Consider the following 18,581-nt stretch of genomic DNA (forward strand, 5'->3'; position numbering starts at 1 on the left):
GCCTCGCGAACCGCCCTACCGAGAAGCGGCAGGGCAGCCCCGCCCGGATGCGGGCGGCACCGGCTGGACTGGCAGCCAGGTCGCCGGGGCCGGCGGGACGGGGTCGATCGTCGGGGGCGGCGTAGGCCGTACCCCGCTATGAAGCGTGATGATGCCGGCCGCCGGCCTCGTAGGGGCGACCACGCAGCCCGCCGCGCCTCCGATAGGAGACCGAGCCGCCGTTGGCGGCGACGGGCAGGTCGGAGGGTTCCCGGTCGAGGCCCATGGCGGCCCGCCGGACGGCTTCGCGCTGGGCGGCGAGGCGGCGCTGGGCCTCGCGGCGGGCGGCGGCGCGGCGGGCCTGTTCGCGGCGGACCTCGGCCTGGCGGGCGGCGAGCCAGGCGGCTTCGCGGGCCTGGACGCGCCGGCGGCGGCGGTCGGCGATGGCGCGGTTGCGCAGGTGTACGAGGTACAGGCCGAGGAGGCTGCCGGTGACGGCGAAGCTGATCCAGAATCCGGGGCCGACGACCAGTACGCCGACCAGCTCGATGGCGTTGAGCAGCACCAGGGCGGCGAAGACCCGGCGGCGGCGGACGACGGCGGGTGTGCCGCGGCGGCGTGGGATGCGGCGTGGCCGGCCGGTGACGAGGCGGAGCCTGCGTTCGGGTGGCGTGGGATCACTCGATGGGGCCGGAACCGTAACCGTGACCTGGCGGGCGGGGTTTATCGGTCGGCGTCCGGGCACGGTGCGCGGACGGCGGCGGCGTTGCAGCACCCGCGCCGTCGATGACGCCCGCTCCGCGGCGAGGCGCTCGGCGGGATCGTACCGGCGGGCCAGCGCCGGAGCGAGAGCGAGCAGACCCGCCGCGGCGAGGACCGCAAGGAGCACCGAGGTCGGCACCCTCAGGCCTCCGATCCGCCACGGAAAAGGACACGACGAATGCGAGGTTACGGGCGGTAGCCGTGATATTTCGCGCGCCGCGCCGGAGGCTCTCCGACCTTCAAGATCATTTAGAGGTACGGGCGCGCCGCCACCGCGCCAGCAGGCCACCCTCGCCGGCGACCTCTTCGCTCGTCATCGCGTAGCCGAGGTGATCCCGCCAACCACCGTCGATGTGCATGTACCTCTGGTGGTAGGCCTCCTCGCGGAACCCCAGCTTCTCCACCACCCGGCGGCTCGGCCCGTTCTCCGGCCGGATGTTGACCTCGATCCGGTGCAGCCCGCCCGGCCCGAACGCGTGGTCCACGGCGAGCGCGAGCGCGGTCGGGATCACGCCCCGGCCGGCCACCCGGTGATCGACCCAGTAGCCCGCGTACGCCGACGCGAACGCCCGCCGCACGATGTTGCCCAGGTTGACGTGGCCGACCAGGCGTTCCCGCCCGTCCTCGACCAGGCAGACGGCGAACGGCATGCTGTCGCCGTTGCGGGCGGCCCGTTTCATGTCGCGGTAGACGTAGCCGTAGGCGCGGGGCGAGTTCATCTCCGCCCACGGTCCGGGCGGCGCCGACTCCCAGGGCGCCAGCCACGCCTGGTTCGCGATCCGCACCTCGGACCAGGCCCGGGCGTCACCCCGCTTGTACGGCCGGAGCAGCACGGCCCCGTCCGAGAGCACAGCGGGCCATCCGGGTGTGGTGGCCCCGAGCATTCATCGCCTCCGGTCGAGCAGCAGTACGTCGACGGTCGAGCCGGCGGCCGCTGTGGTGACCCGTTCGCCGAGCACCAGCAGGCCGTTCGCCTCGGCCAAACCGGAGAGAGTGTACGGCCCTCCGGCGAGCGGCTGCACCGTGTAACCGCCACCGCGCCGCTCGGCGACGTGCGCCGGCCGGAACTCGCGCAGCCCACCGGGCGAGGAGACGGTCTCCAGCAGGTGTGCCTTGACCCCGGGACGGAACACCGGTTCGGCGCCGGCGAGCAGCTGGATCACCGGCCGGGCCAGCACCTCGAAGCCGATCAGGGCGGCGCCCGGCTCTCCGGGCAGGCAGACCACCGGCACCTCCTCGCCGCCGACGGTGCCGAAGCCGAGCGCGGTGCCCGGGCAGAGGGCGACGTCGGTGAACTCGACGGTGCCGCGGCTCGGACCGGGCCGGGACAGCACCCGGCGCAGCATGTCGCCGGGGCCGGTGCCGGTCCCGCCGGTCGTGATGATCAGGTCGGCGCGCAGCGTCTGGTCCTCCAGCAGGCCGCGCAGCCCTTCCGGGTCGTCGTCACAGATCCCGATCCGGTACGCCAGCGCGCCCGCCTCCACGGCCGCCGCGGTGAGCGCGTGCGAGTTGGCGTCCACCACCTGGCCTGGCTGGCTGGGCCGGCCCACGTCGACCAGCTCGTCGCCGGTGGCCACGACCACCACCCGGGGGCTGGGCCGGACCAGCACGTGGCCGATCCCGGCGGCGGCGAAGACGGCGACCATGGGCGGGGCGACGTACGACCCGGCGGCGGCGAGCAGCTGCCCGACGGCGAACTCCTCACCGGCCCGGCGGACCCCGGAACCCCGTTTCGGGGCGTGCAGGATCTCGACGGCGGCCATGCCCTGATCGGTCCAGTGGACCGGGACGACCACGTCGGCGCCGATCGGCAGCGGCGCCCCGGCCGCCACCGAGAAGCAGGTGCCCGGGGTGATCCGGACCGGCCGCCAGTGTGCCGCGCCCATGTCGCCGACCACGTTCAGCCGGACCGTACGGGCGGTGTTCTCGAACTGCCCGAACGACGGGTGCGACCCGATGCGCCCGGCGCCGGCCAGGTCTTCCCATCGGGCCGCGTACCCGTCGATCGCGGCCTGGTCGAACGCCGGGAACGGATGCGGCGCCACCACGTCGGCGGCGAGCACGTTCCCGTGCGCCTGGGTGAGGTCGAGGTCGAGCGGAGGCAGCGCGCGGAGCCTGCGCAGCACGCTGCCCAGGTACTCGGCGAGAGGCATCAGCTCGTTGGAAGCGGCCGCCTCGCGATCGGCCGTGGCGGTCATCCCTTCCGGCCGCCGATGAATTCGGTGAGCCAGGCCCGGAACTCCTCGCCCAGGTCGGGTCGCTGCACCGCGAGCTGGACGACGGCCTGGAGGTAGCCGAGCGGCATGCCGGTGTCGTACCGGTGGCCGCGGTAGACGATGCCGTGCACCGGCACCCCGTCGGCCAGCATGGCGGCCATCGCGTCGGTCAGCTGGATCTCGCCGCCGTTGCCGGGCTTCGTGTCGGCGATGACGTCGAAGATCGAGCCGGGCAGCACGTACCGGCCGAGGACCGCGAGGTTGCTCGGGGCATCCCCCGGCGCCGGCTTCTCCACCAGGCCGGTCACCTCGACGACGTCCTCGCCCAGGTCGCTCTCCCGGATCGAGGCGATGCCGTACCGGGAGGTCTCCTCCGGCGCGACCTCCATGAAGGCCAGGACGATGCCGCCGGTCCGCGCCTGGAGGTCGAGCATGGCCGGGAGCAGCGGCTTGTCCTCCTCGACGAACTCGTCGCCGAGCAGCACCGCGAACGGGTTGTCGCCGACGTGCGAGGCGGCGCAGCCGACCGCGTGCCCCAGCCCGAGTGGCTCACCCTGCCGGCAGGTGTAGATGTCGGCCAGCTCACTGGACCGGCGCACCGCGGCGAGACGCTCGTGGTCGCCCTTCTCCTCGAGCCGGGCCTCGACATCCGGCCGCCGGTCGAAGTGGTCCACCATGGCGGTCTTGCCACGGCCGGTGACCAGCAGGACGTCGGTGATGCCGGCGGACGCGGCCTCCTCGACGATGTACTGGAGAACCGGCCGGTCCACCACCGGCAGCAGTTCCTTGGGCACCGCCTTCGTGGCCGGGAGGAAGCGGGTCGCGAGTCCCGCCGCGGGAATCACCGCCTTGACGGCGCGCTTCGTCGTCATTCAGTCACTTCACCTTCACTGGGTTCGTGGCCGGGCATGCCGCGAGACTATCGGCCGTGGCCGTGTCGCGGCGGCTGCGGCCCACCTGTGGTGGCGGTCGCGGCGTCCAGATGCCCCTCCGCCCCGGCCCGGGAAACCCGTTCCGCGAGCCGATAGGTGTCCCGCCCGGCGTGCTTCGCGGCGTACAGCGCCTCGTCGGCGGCGTCCAGCACCTGCTGGGCGGTGCCGCCGTGCTCGGGGAAGACGGCGATCCCGATCGAGACGCTGATCGAGATCCGGTCGTCGAGCCCGGGCCGGCGCGGATCGACCGGCACCGGCCGGTCCCGTACCGCGGCGCCCAGCCGCTCGGCGACGATCACACCGCCGTACGCGTCCGTCTCCGGCAACAGCACCACGAACTCCTCCCCGCCCTGGCGGAACGCCACGTCGACCTCCCGCAGCCCGATCCGGATGCGCCGCGCGAACTCGCCCAGCACCTGATCGCCCGCGGTGTGCCCGTACGTGTCGTTCACCTCCTTGAAGTGGTCCAGGTCGAGGACCAGGACGGTGAGCATCCGGCCGAACCGGCTGGCCCGCTCCACCTCGCGGCGCAGCACCTCACGCAGATAACGGTAGTTCCAGAGGCCGGTCAGCGGATCGGTCAGCGAAAGACGCTGTGCCTCCTCATGGACCCGGACGTTGTGCACGGCCACCCCGGCCTGCCCCGCGAAGGTCCGCAGCGTCCGCAGGTCGGTGTCCTCGAACGCGGGCCCGCCCAGCCGGTCGTAGAGGGCCAGCACCCCCAGCGTGCCCGGCTCCGGATCGGTCTCCGGATCGGCCGGCGGCGCGCAGATCGGCACCGCGAGATACGACTCGCAGACCGGCTCGTCCGGGCTCTGCCCGCCGGTCCCGCGCATCGGCCGGCCGGTCGACGCCACCGTCCCCAGCACGCCGAGGCCCGGCGGCAGGCGGCGCTGCACCAGCTCGGCCGGCGTCAGATCCCACGCGCCGGTCAGCCCGGCGCCGCAGCGGGCCGCCAGCCGCCCGTCCGACGGGTCGGCGAGCAGCAGCAGCCCGGCCCGGGCGCCGGTGGCGGTCATCGCGGTGCGCAGGATCACCGGCAGGATCCGGTCCAGGTCGTGCGTACTGGACAGGGTGTCCCCGAGGATGGCCAGATGACGGCGCAGCTGATCCCGGCTCGCGGTCAGCGCCTGCACGTAGGACTGCAGCTCACGGGTCATCCGGTTGAAGGTCGCGGCGAGCCGGCCCAGCTCGTCCGGGCGCGGGATCGGCACCCGGGTGTCCAGATCACCGTTCGCCACCCGGTCGGCGGCCCAGGCCAGGTCACCGAGCGGACGGGTGGTCGACCGGGCCAGCCAGCGGGCGGCCAGGACCGCCACCGCGGCGGTGACCAGCACGATCAGGAACAGGAACGCGTACCGGAGGGTGGGTTCGCCGGTGGGCACGCTCAGCGTGAGCGGCAACGGCTGGCCGGGCACCGCGGTCAGCTGCCGGGTCGTGCGGGGGCCGGGATCCGGCGCCGGCACGCCGATCGCCACAGCCACCCCGGCGGCATCAGCGAGCCGCTCCATCAGGGCGGGATCGACGCCCTGGGCGGCGACCACGGTCACTTCGTCGGCGTACGCGTAAGCCGCGAACGCCGTGGCCGTCCCCCCGGGCACCGGGTCGGCACAGCTGAGCGGCCCGGTCGTCCCGTTCCCGCTGTGGGCCGCCGCACGCCCCAGCAACGGCTGATTCGGAACGGTCACGTCCACCGTCGTGGCCAACCCGCGGGCGACCAGCTGATCGGCGACGGCGACCCGGTTCTCGGCCGGAACCACCGCCACCGCGTCGGCTGCGGCCTGCAACTGGCGGCAGAGAGCACCCACGGCGGCGCTCACGGTGGTGGCCGCGTGGTCCAGGCGTTCGGTGGTCCGATCACGGTTGACGGCACTCACGGTCAGTGCGACGAAAATCGCCCCGAGCAGGACCGGACCGAGCACGACGACCAGGAATGCACTGGTCAGCCGGCCTCGAAGTGTCACACATCCTCCCGGGAGCGACCTTCTCTTCCAGCGATGCTGACATAGTGTGCACCGTTTGCCGCATTTCAAAAGGGGGTGTTGCATGTCGGATTTAACCGGTGATGCGGAAAAATCACTGCAAATCAAGATCGCGCTGCGCGCACAGCTCCTCACGGTCCGTCGATCACTCTCGGACAAGGCGCTCGCTGCCGCGGCGGCCAAACTTCAAGATCAAACCCTTGCTCTGGTACGGGCGGAGCACCCGATCACGATCGCCGCCTATGTCCCGATCGGCTCCGAACCCGGGGGCCTCGATCTCCCGTACCGCCTGGCCGGGGCACTCCCCGCCGGTGGCCGCCTGCTGCTGCCGGTCCTGCTCCCCGACAACGACCTGGACTGGGCCGAATTCACCGGCGACCTGGCCCCCGCCGCCCGGGGCCTACGGGAGCCCACCGGCCCCCGACTGGGCCCGGCCGCCCTGCGCGCCGCCGACCTCGTCCTGGTCCCCGCCCTGGCCGTAGCCCTGGACGGCACCCGCATGGGCCGCGGCGGCGGCTCCTACGACCGAGCCCTGTCCCACCTGGACGCCTCCCACCACGGCGTGGCCATGCCCCGCTCCGGCCCACGGATCGTGGCGCTCCTCCACGACGGCGAGGACGTCGACACCGTTCCCGCCGAGCCGCACGACCGCCGCGTCCACGCCGTGATCACCCCGACCGGCGGCCTCTCCGTCCGCCCGGCCCCGAACCACCGGGTGTGACCAGCCCCACTTCGACCCGCGTGAGCGGCCGCATACACCCGCCCGCTTCTCCCTCAGGCCGGGCCCGGAGTGGACGAACTGACCTCCGATGCCGCAACATTGGCACTCGGAGTTGGCGAGTGCCAAGAGCCGATCGATCCGGAGGAGCCGTGCCTACCTACCAGTACTCCTGCACCGAGTGCGGTGAGCAGCTCGAAGCCGTGCAATCCTTCTCCGACCCGGCACTCACCGAGTGCCCGAACTGCCACGGCAAACTCCGCAAGGTGTTCAACTCGGTCGGTATCGTCTTCAAGGGTTCGGGCTTCTACCGCAACGACTCCCGCTCAGGCAGCGTGAGCGCCGAGAAGCCGGGCGGCGGCGACGCCCCCGCCAAGAAGCCGGAGACCTCGAGCAGCACCTCGACCTCCACCTCGACGACGTCGCCCCCTTCGACCTCCTCCTCCACCAGCGGCAGCTCGACCTCCTCGTCGAGCAGCGGTGGGGCAAAGGCCGCGGCCGCTTCCTGAGCGCACCGCCACCACCCTGACGCGAAGCGCCGAGCCGGCAACCGGCTCGGCGCTTCGCTGTTCCCACCCCGAACCCGGCTCGGCGCTGCTCTGTCTCACCCCGAACCCGGCTCGGCGCTTCGCTGTTCTCACCCGAACCCGGCCACCGCCTCGATGCGCCGCTGGTTCCCCTCGCCGTAGCAGGTTTCCTGGCGAGGCGGGGGTTTTCCACATTCGCCCGTCCTCCACAGGCGCCCGCACGGCACCGGGCCACCCGTGCCTAACGTCGATGCGGTCGCTCTTCCGGCGGCCCGATGTCGACGCGGCCGTTCCCACGACAGCTCGACAGGGTGCGGCGAATCCCTGGAGGCCCTCATGCCCCGCGCGGCTCCGGCACGGTCCGGCGAGCGCCTCGATCCCGTGCGATGGCGCCGGCCGAGCCGAGGCATGTTGCTCCGGCTGGCCACGGCCACGGTGCTGTTGATCACAGCGGCCGCGGTCCTGTGGATCGAGCCGTCCGGCTGCGTGCCGACGGCGGCGACGCCACGGTCGTCTTCGTCCGCGACCGGCGAACCGTCGGCGACGGCTTCCGGGCAGTCCGCCGCCCGGCCGATCCCACCGGGCAGTGTCGGAGTGCCGGTCCGCCTGGCCGACCCGACAGCCCTGACCGTGGTCCGCCCCGGTAACCGGGTGGACCTGCTGAGAATCGACGGCGACCGGGACCGGCCCACTCCGGTGGCGAGTTCGGCCCTGGTCCTCGATGTGACCGGAGCCGACGACCCGGTGACCGGCGGTCTACTTCTGGCCCTCACCCCTGACGAGGCAGACCGCGCGGTAAACACTCCGGCCCGGGGTTTCGCCATCCTGATCCGCCCCGGCTGATCCGCCGAGACGCCCCGGGAGACCGGGCCGGGCGGTCAGTCCCAGTGGGGCGGGCGGTCCTCGAGCAGGCGGTCATCGTTGGAGTGGCTGCGCTCACCCCAACCGCGCTCGGTGTCATCACGGGTCTGGTCGGGCAACACCGGTGCCTCTTCGGATTCGAAGTCGACCTCGCGCTCGGCGTCGTTGTCCCGCTCCGGCTCGTCCAGGATGTCCACGACTACGAGGGTAAGCCGCGAGCGTTGCGGCCGTCGTCCCCCTCCGGCTGTACCGTCGGTGAACGTGAGTTCCCCCACGCGCCCTCCGGACGACGACGCCTACTGGCAGCGGCCAGACCCGTCCACCGATCCACTGGACCGGCCCGAGCCGGCACCCGAACCGGAGACGCCGCCGTACCCGGGCCCGCCCCGAGCCGAGCCGCCCCCCGCCGACTGGCGCCCGCCGACGATCGCCCACCCGCCGCCGCCGCGCACCCTGCCCCCGCAGGACATGGACGCGCTGGACGAGGCGGAGGGCTCCGCCCGCACCGTCACCTACGGCGTGGGCCTGGTCGTCGGCGCGATCGCCCTGGTCGTCATCTGCCTGCTCTGCGCCCGGGTCGTGCTCTGACCGCTCGCGAAACCCGCCACCCGCGCGCTCGGGAGGTCGGTGCCGGGTCAGTAGGTGCCCCAGACGGCCGTGGCTCCGGAGTCTCCGGTCTGGTAGAGGTAGTAGCCGCTCAGGGCCGCCAGCACCACCAGGACCACGGCAAAGCCGATGTCGGCGGCCTTCGGCAGGGCACGGGGGTCACGGAAGGTGAGGGCGACCAGGACCAGGGTGACCACGCCGAGGCCGAGGGTGAGCCAGAAGGTGAGCGTCCCGTTCGCCATGTGGCCGTCGAGGATCTCCTTGCCGGCCGGGGAGACCCGCTCCTTGCTGAGCAGCCGGTCGTAGAACTCGGAACCGGAGAGCATGGTGATCAGGGCGGCGAGCGGCGCCGTGACGGCCAGCAGGCCCACGGCCCAGCCGATCCGGGAGCGCAATGGCGTGGCGAGGGCGTAGACGATCGCGCCGAGAGCCAGCAGGGGCACGAAGATGACGGCGGCGTGGAGCACGAGGACATGTACCGGCAAGCCATTGACCTGGTCTAACACCAATTCCTCCTCGATCCGGGGTGTGGCTAGCTTAGGAGTTGCGTGACGCCGCAAACATCCCCTGGCGGCGATTGCCAGCGAAGCGTGACCGAACCACGCCCTACTCCCTCGACGATCTCAGTGTGATCACCGCCTGTTGGTGAATCCGCGTACCCGTGTTGTCATGGACGGATGTCCACAGGTGCGGAACTCCTGCGTGCGCACGGGTTGCGTGTCACCCGCCCCCGGCTGGCCGTGCTGGACATCCTCACCGACGGCGGCCACCTCGAGGTCGACGAGATCGCCCAGCAGGTTCGCGCCCGGCTGGACTCGGTCTCCACCCAGGCCGTCTACGACGTGCTGGGTGCCCTGTCCCGGGCCGGCCTGGCGCGCCGGATCGAGCCGGCCGGCAGCCCCGCCCGCTACGAGGCCCGGGCCGGCGACAACCATCATCACATCGTCTGCCGGGGTTGCGGCGCGATCGCCGACGTCGACTGTTCCGTCGGCCGCCGCCCATGCCTGACGCCCAGTGAGACCCACGGCTTCGACCTGGACGAAGCCGAGATCACCTTCTGGGGCCTGTGCCCCGCCTGCCAGACCCGCCGCCAAGCCGACCGATCCGACCTCGCCTGAGCCCAGCCGCACCCAAGCCCGGCCGCGTCCAAGCCCGACCGCGCTTGAGGCCGTGCCGTAACAGATCGACGGCGGCGGGGGCCGGGGAAAGCCGCGACGCCATGGCAGGCTGAAGGGCATGACGGGAGACGTCGGGCTGTTCGGACCGGACTCGGTCACCTGGAAACTGCACCGCGAACCCATCCTGATGCTCGGCGGCCTGCGCTCGCTCTATCTCCAGGCGCTGCATCCGCGAGCGGTGGCCGGTGTGGCGCAGAATTCCGGCTATCGGGCCGACCCGTGGGGTCGCCTCATGCGCACCTCGGACTATGTCGGGACGGTCATCTACGGCACGACCGACGAGGTGCGGCAGGCGGCGAGCCGGCTCCGGCGGCTGCACGCCCGGATGTCGGCGACCGATCCGCGGACCGGGGAGCGCTTCCGGATCGACGAGCCGGACCTCCTGCGCTGGGTGCACGTGGCCGAGGTGGAGTCGTTCCTGACCACCGCCGTGCGTGCCGGGGTGGACCTCACTCCGGAGGAGATCGACGGCTACTACACCGAGCAGCTGCGCTCCGCCGAGCTGGTGGGCCTCGACCCGGCGACCGTCCCGGCGACCGCGGCCGAGGTGGCGGCCTACTTCACGGCGATGCGCCCGGAGCTCGGCCTGACCAGGGACGGCGCGGAGGCCGCCGTCTTCCTCACCGTGCCACCGATCCCCGGCCACTGGGGTGGGTTGCCGTTCCGGCTCGGCCTGACGCTGGGCCCGGCCCGGTGGGCCTACTTCGGCATCGCCGGGACGGCGCTCGGCCTCCTGCCCGCCTGGGCCCGCAAGATGTACGGCGGCCTCGGCTGGCCCACCACCGACATGGCCGCCGCCCTCTCGGTCCGCGGTCTGCGCGCCCTGATCGCCGGCGTCCTGGCCACCCTGCCCGAGCAGTACCGCACGGCCCCACTGCGCCGAGCCGCCATGGAACGAGCCGGCCTGACCTGACCCCACCAGACGATCAACCAGCCAGGCGGGGCCGGGCAGGCTGAAGGTGGCCTAGGTGGTCAGGTGCTCGACCGCTGTCCACGGCTCCTTGGCCACGGCCTCGGCCCCGGCCGGGCACACCTTGCGGAAGTCGCACCACCCGCACAGCGACCCCGGATTGACCGGGAACTGCTCGTCCGGGTCAGCACCCGCCGCCACCGCCTTCTCGGCCGCCATGATGTCGAGGGCGGTCTCCTCGGCCCGGCGCACCTGCCGGGCCAGTGACTCCTCGGTGTGCTCGTGGACGGCCACCGTGCCGGTGGGCAGGTGGTGCAGCTCGACGCGGCGGCACGGACGCCGGAAGACCCGCTCGGCGGCGTACGCGTACAGCGCGAGCGCCTGCGAGCCCCGGGCGTCGTCGGAGCTGAGCCCGGACCGCCCGGTCTTGTAGTCGACGATGACCGCCTCGGGCCCCCGGGAGTCGATGCGGTCGGCCCGCCCGTTCAGGGCCAGCACCGAGGTCTTGGTGGCGACCACCCGCTCGACACCGAGTGGCTCCTCCTCCGGGTCGAGGGTCGCCACATAGCTCTCCAGCCAGTCGAGCGCCCGGCGGTAGACGACCCGCTCCTGCTCGACGTCGCGATAGCCTTCCCGCACCCAGGTGGCTTTGAGCAGGGTGGGCAGCGCCTCGGGCTCGCGCCGCTCGGGGGCGAGGGCGAACCAGTTCTTCAGCGCCGTGTGCACGCTGGCGCCGAGGGAGTTGTGCGCCCACGGCGGGCCTTTGGGCGGGCTGGGCCGGTCGACGTAGGAATACCGATACCGGCGTGGGCAGTCGGCATAGGCCCCGAGCTTGCTCGGCGTGCAGACGAAGAGCCGCTCGGGCATGCCGGCGAAGCCGAGCTGCTCGGGGACCGCTGACCTGGTGGCACGTGATCGGGTGGGGGGCACGGAACAATCCTGCCAGCACTCCCGGCAAAACTCAGACCATGCCCGCGTGGGACTGCACGAAGGCGAACACCGCGTCGGCGATCAGCTGTACGGCGATGGCGGCCAGCAGGAGGCCGGCGATGCGGGTGAGCACCTCGATGCCGGCCGGGCGCAGCAGCCGGACGATCAGCCCGGAGAACCGCAGGACCAGCCACACGCAGGCCATCACGGCCAGGATGGCGGCGGCCAGGAGGAGGTATTCGTCGGTGCTCTCGGCACGCTGTACGAACAGCATGGTGGCGACGATGGCGCCGGGCCCGGCGAGCAGTGGGGTGCCGATCGGCACGAGTGCGACGTTGCTGGTGCCGGCCTGTTCGGCGGGCTCGTCGGTCTTGCCGGTGAGCAGTTGCAGCGCGACCAGCACGAGCAGCAGGCCACCGGCCGCCTGTAGGGCCGGGAGCTCCACGTGCAGGTAGTCGAGGAGGGTCTGTCCGGCGACCGCGAACCCGATGATCACGCCGAGGGCGAGCAGCACGGCCTGGGTGCCGGCCCGGTTCCGGGCTTTCGCCTGCATGGCGCCGGTGAGCGCGAGGAAGACCGGGACCATGCCGGGCGGGTCGACGATCACCAGGAGCGTCACGAAGAACTCGCCGAACAGCTTGACATTCACCCGATCAAGGTAGGTGCCGGGATGCTCCGGCGCTGGCCGGTGCGTCGAGTGTCACCCCAGGACCGGTACTCCGGCCGCCGCCGAGACGATCTTCTCGTACGCCTCGGGGTCGGTTTTGAACGCTCCCAACTGGACCGGCTTGTGCGTACCGTGAAAGTCGGATGATCCGGTGACGACCAGGCCGAGCCGGTCGGCGAGGGCCCGCACCTGGGCCCGCTCGGCGGGCGTGTGGTCCTCGTGATCGGCCTCCAGGCCGAAGAGACCGGCCCGGGCCAGCTCGACGATCAGCTCGTCGGGCACCACCCGCCCGCGCTTGCTCGCCCGCGGATGAGCGAAGACGGCCACCCCACCAGCCTCACGCACCGACCGCACCGCTTCGAAAACGTCAAGATCAGACTTTGGTACGAAGTACCGCGCGCCCAGCCACGCGGAGGCGAACGCCTCGGTGGTGGTCCGCACGAGACCGGCTCTGATCAGCGCCTGGGCGATGTGCGGCCGCCCGACCGAACCGCCGGCCGCGTATCCGCTCACCTCGTCCCACGAGATCGGCACACCGTCCGCCCGCAGTTTTCCGACGATCTTCTCGGCCCGCTGTTCCCGGTCCTCGCGGAGCCGGGCCAGTTCGCCGGCGAGGACCGGCTCGGCCGGGTCGAACAGGTAGGCGAGCAGGTGCAACGGGATGGCCGGCTCGGCTCCGTGCCAGCGGCAGGAGAGTTCGGCGCCCCGCATCAGGCGCAGGCCGGCGGGGCGGGCGGCGGCGGCCTCGTCCCAGCCGCCGGTGGTGTCGTGGTCGGTGATCGCCATGACCTCCAGCCCGGCGGCGGCTCCGGCCCGGACCAACTCGGCCGGGGTGAACGTGCCGTCGCTGGCGGTCGAATGACAGTGCAGGTCGATTCCGGTCACCGCTGCCACGCTACCGCCGACCGGCCGCTCAGGCGTCCTCTCCCTCGTCGTCCTTGCCGAGGCGGGCCTCCACGGCCTGCGGCTCGTACATCTCCTCGACCACCCGCAGGTACAGCTCGTTGGGGTTGGGCAGGTGCTTGACCTCGCGCAACGCCTGGTCCTGGCCGGCCGACTCGAGGACGAAGGTGCCGTAGCTGAGCATGCGCCCGAGAGCCGACTGTTCGTACTTCATGTCGGTCACCCGCAGGAGGGGCATCATCGCCACCTTCCGGGTGACGATGCCGTTGACCACCATCACCCGCTTGTTGGTGAGGATGAACCTGTCGAAATACCAGTCGAAGACCTTCCAGGCCACCCAGCTGATCACGCCGAGCCAGACCAGCACGGCGACGGTGACCAGACCGTCGAGGTCCTCCTGGCGGGTCAGGAAGCCGGCCAGGTAGCCGAGGGCGAGCGTGGCGGCCGCACCGATGCCGAGCGGCTTGGAGAGGTGGATCCAGTGTCGTTTCCACTCGCCGCGGTACCGCTCGGTGGGGAACAGGTAGCGCGCGACCAATGTGGTCGGTTCATCCTCCAGGGGGAGGAAGCGGCGCGGTCCGCCACCACGGTCGAGCCCTTCCAGCTCCTCGGCGGTGAAGCTGGGCGCCTCGTACTCCTCCGGCTCGTCGTAGACGTCGGAGGGTGAGCGGCGGCGCCCGTACGCCGGGTCGTCCTCGTAGAGGTCGCCCTCGGCGTAGTCGGAGTCGTCGTCGAAGGCCGGGTCGCGGTACCCGTAGCTCTCATCGTCATCCCGAGGGCGACGCGCGCCCTCGCCTCGCGGGTCGCGCGGCTCACCAGGATCCATGGAGAGATGCTATGCGACGAGGTCCGTGAAGAAAGTGCCGAAACCACGCGCGATGTCCGCGATCGTGCCTCCGAGTGACTCGAACACCGCCGCGGCCGAACTCGGGTTGAAGGCGATGAAGAAGATCAAGAATGCAATACCAAGCCAGGTGAGGACCTTCTTGACCATGGGGGCCTTCTCCTCCGGTGCGGGGTACGTTCTGCGCCGCGGCAGTACTGACGGTATCAGCTTCGTCGCTTCGTGTGAACAAAGTGGCCAGAAAGTCGATTGCCATAGCCGCAGGTCACACCTAAGAGTCAGGCACGACCGTGCAGGTACGGCGACGGCGCTCCGAACACGAGCTCGGACGGCACTCCCTCGGAGAGGTCGTGCAGGACGACATGCTCCGCGAGTAGATAGCCCGCGCTCGCGGGCCACGCTACCGCATAGAGCCACATTCCTTTGGCCTCACTCACGTAAGCGCTTCGATCTTCGGGTGACTTGACACACCACAGTGGAGTGGGATGCCCGGCCGCCTTGATCTTCGCATGTGGACCGGCGTGTCCACCCCGGTCGGCCAGCGCCTCGGAGAGCAGGTGACCCGGGTCGAGACCGGGTATGCCGGCGAACCTGGTGCCCAGACCGACACCGGGCTGCTCGGCGATCAGGGCGAGGTCCGCGGGCCCACCGCCGAGCGGCTCGGGACCGCTGCAGGTGAGCACGGTCGCCCGCACTCCGAAGCGCTCGTCGCCGGACCAGCCCACGCCGGTGACCATCCACCCGGAGGGCAGCGGCCAGGGACACCAGAGCGGAATCCGCTCGGCGCTCGTCGCCGACTCCCGCAGCACCGTTCCGACGATCTCCGCACTGATGTGCTCGGCCACATGGAACGGCGGAACGTCGCCACAGTTGTCGCACCGCCAGTTGCTGTGCATCAGGTCCGGCTTCCGAACCTGTGCACCACATCTGGGGCAACTCACCGTGACACCCACACTCCATACCGTGCTGCCCGGGGAAGCCCCCGTCAAGCGAATCGGCAGAAGACGGGCTGATCCGGGTCAGGCCGGAGGCGGGCCGGCGTGCGCCCGGATCCACGCGTGCATGGCGATGCCGCTGGCCACGCCGGCGTTGATCGAGCGGGTCGAGCCGTACTGGGCGATCGAGAAGAGCTGCGTGCACGCCGCCCGCGCCGGCTCGGACAGCCCGGGACCCTCCTGACCGAAGAGCAGGACGCAGCGGCGCGGCAGGGTGACCGTCTCCATCGGCCGCGAGCCGGGCAGGTTGTCGATGCCGATCACCGGCAGGTTCTCGCCCGCCGCCCACGCCACGAAGTCCTCGATCGCCGGGTGATGCCGGACGTGCTGGTAGCGGTCGGTCACCATGGCGCCCCGCCGGTTCCACCGGCGCTGCCCGACGATGTGGACCTCGGCGGCCAGGAACGCGTTGGCGTTGCGCACCACGGTGCCGATGTTGAAGTCGTGCTGCCAGTTCTCGATCGCGACATGGAAGTCGTGGCGCCGGGTGTCCAGGTCCGCGACCACGGCCTCCCGGCTCCAGTACCGGTACCGGTCCACCACGTTGCGGCGGTCGCCCTGCTCGAGCAACTCCGGATCCCAGTGCTCACCGGCCGGCCGCTCACCCGCCCAGGGACCGACTCCGACCTCGGTGGATATGTCCTCGCCCGCCGTCATGGGGCGATAGGCTACCGATTCCGCCGGGGGCGACTCACCCGGCAGGAGACGCAATGAGCGGCGGGGCCCTCCCCGGCACCCGCCGCCCACGCTCTGTTGGAAAAGAGTTTGCCTTACCGTCCGTATCCATGTGAAGGACTTTCAAATGTGAGCCAGCTCACATTTAAGTAACTTAACAGTTAATGCCCCGCCATGGCACCGCTCCCACAGGGCCTCCACAGGCAGGACAAACCACCCATCAAGCCTTGATCAGGTACGGAAACGTCAACACAATCGTGTCAGCAAACAGACACCGAGCGCCTACTTTCGGTTACGATAGGGCGCCCATGGTCGTTTGACGGTCCGGAACCCGAGGGTGCCGTACGCCACGTATGGCGGCGCACAACACGGGAATGACGGATGGGTGCCAGGAGTTCCACCCGACGAAAGCGATTTCCCGCAGACGGAGGCATCATGGCGACGGTTGCGCTGACCGCAGCGAACTTCGACGAGGTCACCAGCCAGGACGGCATCGTCCTGGTCGACTTCTGGGCCAGCTGGTGCGGGCCCTGCGTAAGCTTCGCGCCCACTTACGAGCGCTCCTCGGAGAAGCACCCGGAGATCACCTTCGGCAAGATCGACACCGAGGCCGAGCCGGCTCTGGCGCAGAAGTTCGACATCCGGTCCATCCCCACGATCATGGCGGTGCGCGACGGCATCGTCGTCTTCTCCCAGCCCGGCGCGCTCCCCGCGTCCGCCCTGGAGAGCCTGATCGAGAAGGTCGCGGAGCTGGACATGGACGAGGTGCGCGAACAGCTGGCCGCGCAGCGCAAGGCCAAGGACGCGACGGCCGCCGCGCGCGGCTGACCCGGCCCGACAAAGAAAGACCCGCGAACCGGTTCGGTTCGCGGGTCTTTTTTCGTACGCTCGTTCGAGCAAGGTCATGGACAGGCCCTAGAACGTGTGTTCGAATACCTGCCATGCGATGGTCCCACCTGTCGGCTCAGCCCGGTGACGGCTCGCTCCCGGACAGGGCGGCGCCGGCGGCCCCACCCCTGCCGCTGGCGCTGCCCGGCGCCACCGTGCGCCGGTTCGACACTCCCGGGTTCGCCGGGATGACGTTCTACGAGATCCAGGCGAAATCCCTGATCAACCGGGTGCCCGGCGCCTCACGGGTGCCGTTCGAGTGGACCGTCAACCCCTATCGCGGTTGTTCGCACGCGTGCACGTACTGCCTGGCCGGTGACACCCCGATCCTGCTCGCCGACGGCTCCACCCGGCCGCTGGCGCAGATCCGGCCCGGCGACGCGGTGATGGGCACGATGGGCGCCGGAGCACACCGGCGGTGTGTGCCCACCACGGTCCTCGACCACTGGGAGACCAGCAAGCCGGCGTTCCGGGTGACCCTGGCCGACGGGACCCGCCTGGTGGCGAGCGGCGACCACCGCTTCCTCACCGACCGCGGCTGGCGGCACGTCAGCCCGGCCGAGCCGCACCAGCCGGCGCTCGCCGTCGGGGACCTGATGTTCGGGGTGGGCCACTTCGCCGAGCCGCCCAAGGAGTCGCCCGACTACCAGTCCGGGTTCGTCTGCGGCCTGATCCGGGGTGACGCGTCCGGGCCCGGGGTGGCGGTCGAGGGCGACGCCTGGGTGCGGGCCGACGCCTACCTGGACGACGTCTCCCTCACCGAGGCGGTGCGCTGGCCCGAGCTGCCCAGCAGCGACTGGTTCCGCGGCTTCCTGGCCGGCGCCTTCGGTGCGGTCGGGCGGACCGATCGGCTGGCCGTGGTCCTGGAGAGCACCGACGTCGGCTATCTGCGGTGGATCGTGCACGCCCTGACCCATCTCGGCCTGGTGGCCCGGGGCCCGGGGCCGGTGCGGCCGGGCGCGACCGGCCGGGTGGAGACCGAGCGCCACCTCGACGCGGCACTGCGCTTCCGGCACCTGACCGGCGCCTCGATGGGCCCGCTGGACGCCTCCGGGGTCGGGGTCCGCGGGGAGCGGCGGCTGGCCGTCGCCGACATCGAGGAGCTCGGGCTCACCCTGCCGCTCTTCGACATCTCCACCGGGACCGGCGACTTCATCGCCGACGGGGTGGTCAGTCACAACTGCTTCGCCCGGAAGACGCACACCTATCTGGATCTCGACGCCGGCCACGACTTCGACAGCCGCGTCCTGGTGAAGGTGAACGCCGGTGAGGTGATCCGCCGGGAGCTGGCCGACCCGCGCTGGGCCGGGGCGCCGATCGCGATGGGCACCAACGTCGACGTCTACCAGCGGGCCGAGGGCCGCTACCGGCTCATGCCGGAGATCCTGGCGGCGCTGCGCGACCACGCCAACCCGTTCTCCATCCTCACCAAGGGCACCCTGATCCTGCGCGATCTCGATCTGCTGCGGCAGGCCGCCGAGGTGACCCGGGTGGGGCTGGCGGTCTCGGTCGGCTTCGTGGACGAGGCGGTCTGGCGCTCCGCCGAACCGGGCACGCCGAGCCCGGCCCGCCGGCTGGAGGTGGTCCGGCGGCTGACCGACGCCGGCTTCGCGGTCAACGTGCTGATGGCCCCGATCCTGCCCGGGCTCACCGACACCGACGAGTCGATCGACGAGACCGTGGCCGCGATCGCGGCGGCCGGGGCCGCCGGCGTGACCCCGCTGGCGCTGCATCTGCGCCCGGGCGCCCGCGAGTGGTTCGCGTCCTGGATCGGCCGGGAGCACCCGCACCTGCGGCCGCGCTACCGGGAGCTGTACGGCAACGGCAGCTACCTGCCCCGGGCCTACCAGGACGAGATCGCGGCCCGCGTGCGGATGGCGACCCGGCGGCACGGCCTGCACCGGCCGTCGGCTCCGGCCGGGGCCCATCGGCCGGCCGGTGAGGCACCCCCGGCCGGCCCGGTTCACGACCAGCTCACCCTGCTGTGACGCCCGGCCAGGGCCACGGT

At 71.6% G+C, this 18,581-nt stretch carries 22 protein-coding genes; 8 read left to right on the forward strand and 14 right to left on the reverse strand.

Going from position 1 to position 18,581, the window contains the following annotated elements; all coding sequences use genetic code 11:
* Positions 1-136: 136 nt before the first annotated feature.
* The 5 genes from sepX to BJ964_RS07045 all read right to left on the reverse strand — a co-directional run bounded on the left by sepX (position 137) and on the right by BJ964_RS07045 (position 5,853).
* Positions 137-886: a divisome protein SepX/GlpR gene (sepX, locus tag BJ964_RS07025; RefSeq protein WP_188126828.1), complete on the reverse strand. Its 750-nt coding sequence runs from the start codon at positions 884-886 to the stop codon at positions 137-139.
* 100 nt (positions 887-986) lie between these two features.
* On the reverse strand, positions 987-1,625 hold the full coding sequence (locus tag BJ964_RS07030) for a GNAT family N-acetyltransferase (RefSeq protein ID WP_188119921.1): 639 nt from the start codon (positions 1,623-1,625) through the stop codon (positions 987-989).
* Positions 1,626-2,939, reverse strand: coding sequence for a molybdopterin molybdotransferase MoeA (locus BJ964_RS07035; protein WP_188119922.1), 1,314 nt, complete (start codon positions 2,937-2,939; stop codon positions 1,626-1,628). It abuts the gene before it with no gap.
* A complete protein-coding gene (locus BJ964_RS07040; protein WP_188119923.1) occupies positions 2,936-3,829 on the reverse strand; it encodes a UTP--glucose-1-phosphate uridylyltransferase in 894 nt (297 codons plus the stop codon). Before BJ964_RS07040 ends, BJ964_RS07035 begins: the two co-directional genes overlap by 4 nt.
* Before the next feature lie 47 nt (positions 3,830-3,876).
* Positions 3,877-5,853 carry a GGDEF domain-containing protein gene (locus BJ964_RS07045; RefSeq protein WP_188119924.1) on the reverse strand — a complete coding sequence of 659 codons (1,977 nt, stop codon included), beginning with the start codon at positions 5,851-5,853 and terminating at the stop codon, positions 3,877-3,879.
* A gap of 82 nt (positions 5,854-5,935) precedes the next feature.
* Here BJ964_RS07045 and BJ964_RS07050 point away from each other — a divergent pair, with 82 nt between their 5' ends.
* The 3 genes from BJ964_RS07050 (at position 5,936) to BJ964_RS07060 (ending at position 7,959) form a co-directional block, all read left to right on the forward strand.
* Positions 5,936-6,592, forward strand: a complete 657-nt coding sequence (locus BJ964_RS07050; protein WP_188119925.1) for a 5-formyltetrahydrofolate cyclo-ligase — start codon at positions 5,936-5,938, stop codon at positions 6,590-6,592.
* A gap of 149 nt (positions 6,593-6,741) precedes the next feature.
* The gene (locus tag BJ964_RS07055; protein WP_188119926.1) at positions 6,742-7,098 is read left to right on the forward strand and encodes an FmdB family zinc ribbon protein; all 357 of its coding nucleotides are present in this window, start codon (positions 6,742-6,744) and stop codon (positions 7,096-7,098) included.
* Positions 7,099-7,524: 426 nt separating this feature from the next.
* Entirely contained in the window at positions 7,525-7,959 is a 435-nt protein-coding gene (locus tag BJ964_RS07060; protein ID WP_229806602.1) for a hypothetical protein, read from the forward strand.
* 35 nt (positions 7,960-7,994) lie between these two features.
* On the opposite strand, the gene BJ964_RS07065 is transcribed toward BJ964_RS07060, so the two are convergent.
* Positions 7,995-8,174, reverse strand: a complete 180-nt coding sequence (locus BJ964_RS07065; protein WP_183222573.1) for a hypothetical protein — start codon at positions 8,172-8,174, stop codon at positions 7,995-7,997.
* 64 nt (positions 8,175-8,238) lie between these two features.
* On the opposite strand from BJ964_RS07065, the gene BJ964_RS07070 reads away from it, so the two are divergent.
* Entirely contained in the window at positions 8,239-8,565 is a 327-nt protein-coding gene (locus tag BJ964_RS07070) for a translation initiation factor 2 (RefSeq protein WP_229806603.1), read from the forward strand.
* A gap of 47 nt (positions 8,566-8,612) precedes the next feature.
* Here the strand turns inward: BJ964_RS07070 and BJ964_RS07075 are convergent, their stop codons facing one another.
* Entirely contained in the window at positions 8,613-9,068 is a 456-nt protein-coding gene (locus BJ964_RS07075) for a DUF2231 domain-containing protein (protein WP_229806604.1), read from the reverse strand.
* A 192-nt stretch (positions 9,069-9,260) separates the two neighbouring features.
* Here BJ964_RS07075 and BJ964_RS07080 point away from each other — a divergent pair, with 192 nt between their 5' ends.
* On the forward strand, positions 9,261-9,701 hold the full coding sequence (locus BJ964_RS07080) for a Fur family transcriptional regulator (RefSeq protein WP_188119930.1): 441 nt from the start codon (positions 9,261-9,263) through the stop codon (positions 9,699-9,701).
* A 118-nt stretch (positions 9,702-9,819) separates the two neighbouring features.
* Positions 9,820-10,674 carry an oxygenase MpaB family protein gene (locus tag BJ964_RS07085; RefSeq protein ID WP_188119931.1) on the forward strand — a complete coding sequence of 285 codons (855 nt, stop codon included), beginning with the start codon at positions 9,820-9,822 and terminating at the stop codon, positions 10,672-10,674.
* A gap of 51 nt (positions 10,675-10,725) precedes the next feature.
* Here the strand turns inward: BJ964_RS07085 and BJ964_RS07090 are convergent, their stop codons facing one another.
* From BJ964_RS07090 to BJ964_RS07120, 7 genes are all read right to left on the reverse strand, one after another.
* Entirely contained in the window at positions 10,726-11,538 is an 813-nt protein-coding gene (locus tag BJ964_RS07090; RefSeq protein WP_223149970.1) for a RecB family exonuclease, read from the reverse strand.
* Positions 11,539-11,632: 94 nt separating this feature from the next.
* Complete coding sequence (locus BJ964_RS07095; RefSeq protein ID WP_188119933.1) at positions 11,633-12,250, reverse strand: MarC family protein; 618 nt, start codon at positions 12,248-12,250, stop codon at positions 11,633-11,635.
* A gap of 51 nt (positions 12,251-12,301) precedes the next feature.
* Positions 12,302-13,153 (reverse strand): PHP domain-containing protein, encoded by an 852-nt coding sequence (locus tag BJ964_RS07100; RefSeq protein WP_188119934.1) that lies wholly within the window; start codon positions 13,151-13,153, stop codon positions 12,302-12,304.
* A 28-nt stretch (positions 13,154-13,181) separates the two neighbouring features.
* The gene (locus tag BJ964_RS07105) at positions 13,182-13,997 is read right to left on the reverse strand and encodes a PH domain-containing protein (RefSeq protein WP_188119935.1); all 816 of its coding nucleotides are present in this window, start codon (positions 13,995-13,997) and stop codon (positions 13,182-13,184) included.
* Positions 13,998-14,006: 9 nt separating this feature from the next.
* Complete coding sequence (locus tag BJ964_RS07110; protein WP_173476757.1) at positions 14,007-14,165, reverse strand: hypothetical protein; 159 nt, start codon at positions 14,163-14,165, stop codon at positions 14,007-14,009.
* Positions 14,166-14,293: 128 nt separating this feature from the next.
* Positions 14,294-14,968 carry a DUF6758 family protein gene (locus tag BJ964_RS07115; protein ID WP_307838015.1) on the reverse strand — a complete coding sequence of 225 codons (675 nt, stop codon included), beginning with the start codon at positions 14,966-14,968 and terminating at the stop codon, positions 14,294-14,296.
* Positions 14,969-15,034: 66 nt separating this feature from the next.
* Complete coding sequence (locus tag BJ964_RS07120) at positions 15,035-15,667, reverse strand: TrmH family RNA methyltransferase (protein ID WP_188119937.1); 633 nt, start codon at positions 15,665-15,667, stop codon at positions 15,035-15,037.
* A 453-nt stretch (positions 15,668-16,120) separates the two neighbouring features.
* Here BJ964_RS07120 and trxA point away from each other — a divergent pair, with 453 nt between their 5' ends.
* Together trxA and BJ964_RS07130 are read left to right on the forward strand one after the other, a co-directional pair.
* Positions 16,121-16,513, forward strand: a complete 393-nt coding sequence (gene trxA / locus BJ964_RS07125; protein WP_188119938.1) for a thioredoxin — start codon at positions 16,121-16,123, stop codon at positions 16,511-16,513.
* A gap of 113 nt (positions 16,514-16,626) precedes the next feature.
* Positions 16,627-18,561, forward strand: a complete 1,935-nt coding sequence (locus tag BJ964_RS07130; RefSeq protein ID WP_188119939.1) for an intein-containing Rv2578c family radical SAM protein — start codon at positions 16,627-16,629, stop codon at positions 18,559-18,561.
* Positions 18,562-18,581: the final 20 nt, after the last annotated feature.

The sequence above is a fragment of the Actinoplanes lobatus genome, assembly GCF_014205215.1.
Classification (GTDB): domain Bacteria; phylum Actinomycetota; class Actinomycetes; order Mycobacteriales; family Micromonosporaceae; genus Actinoplanes; species Actinoplanes lobatus.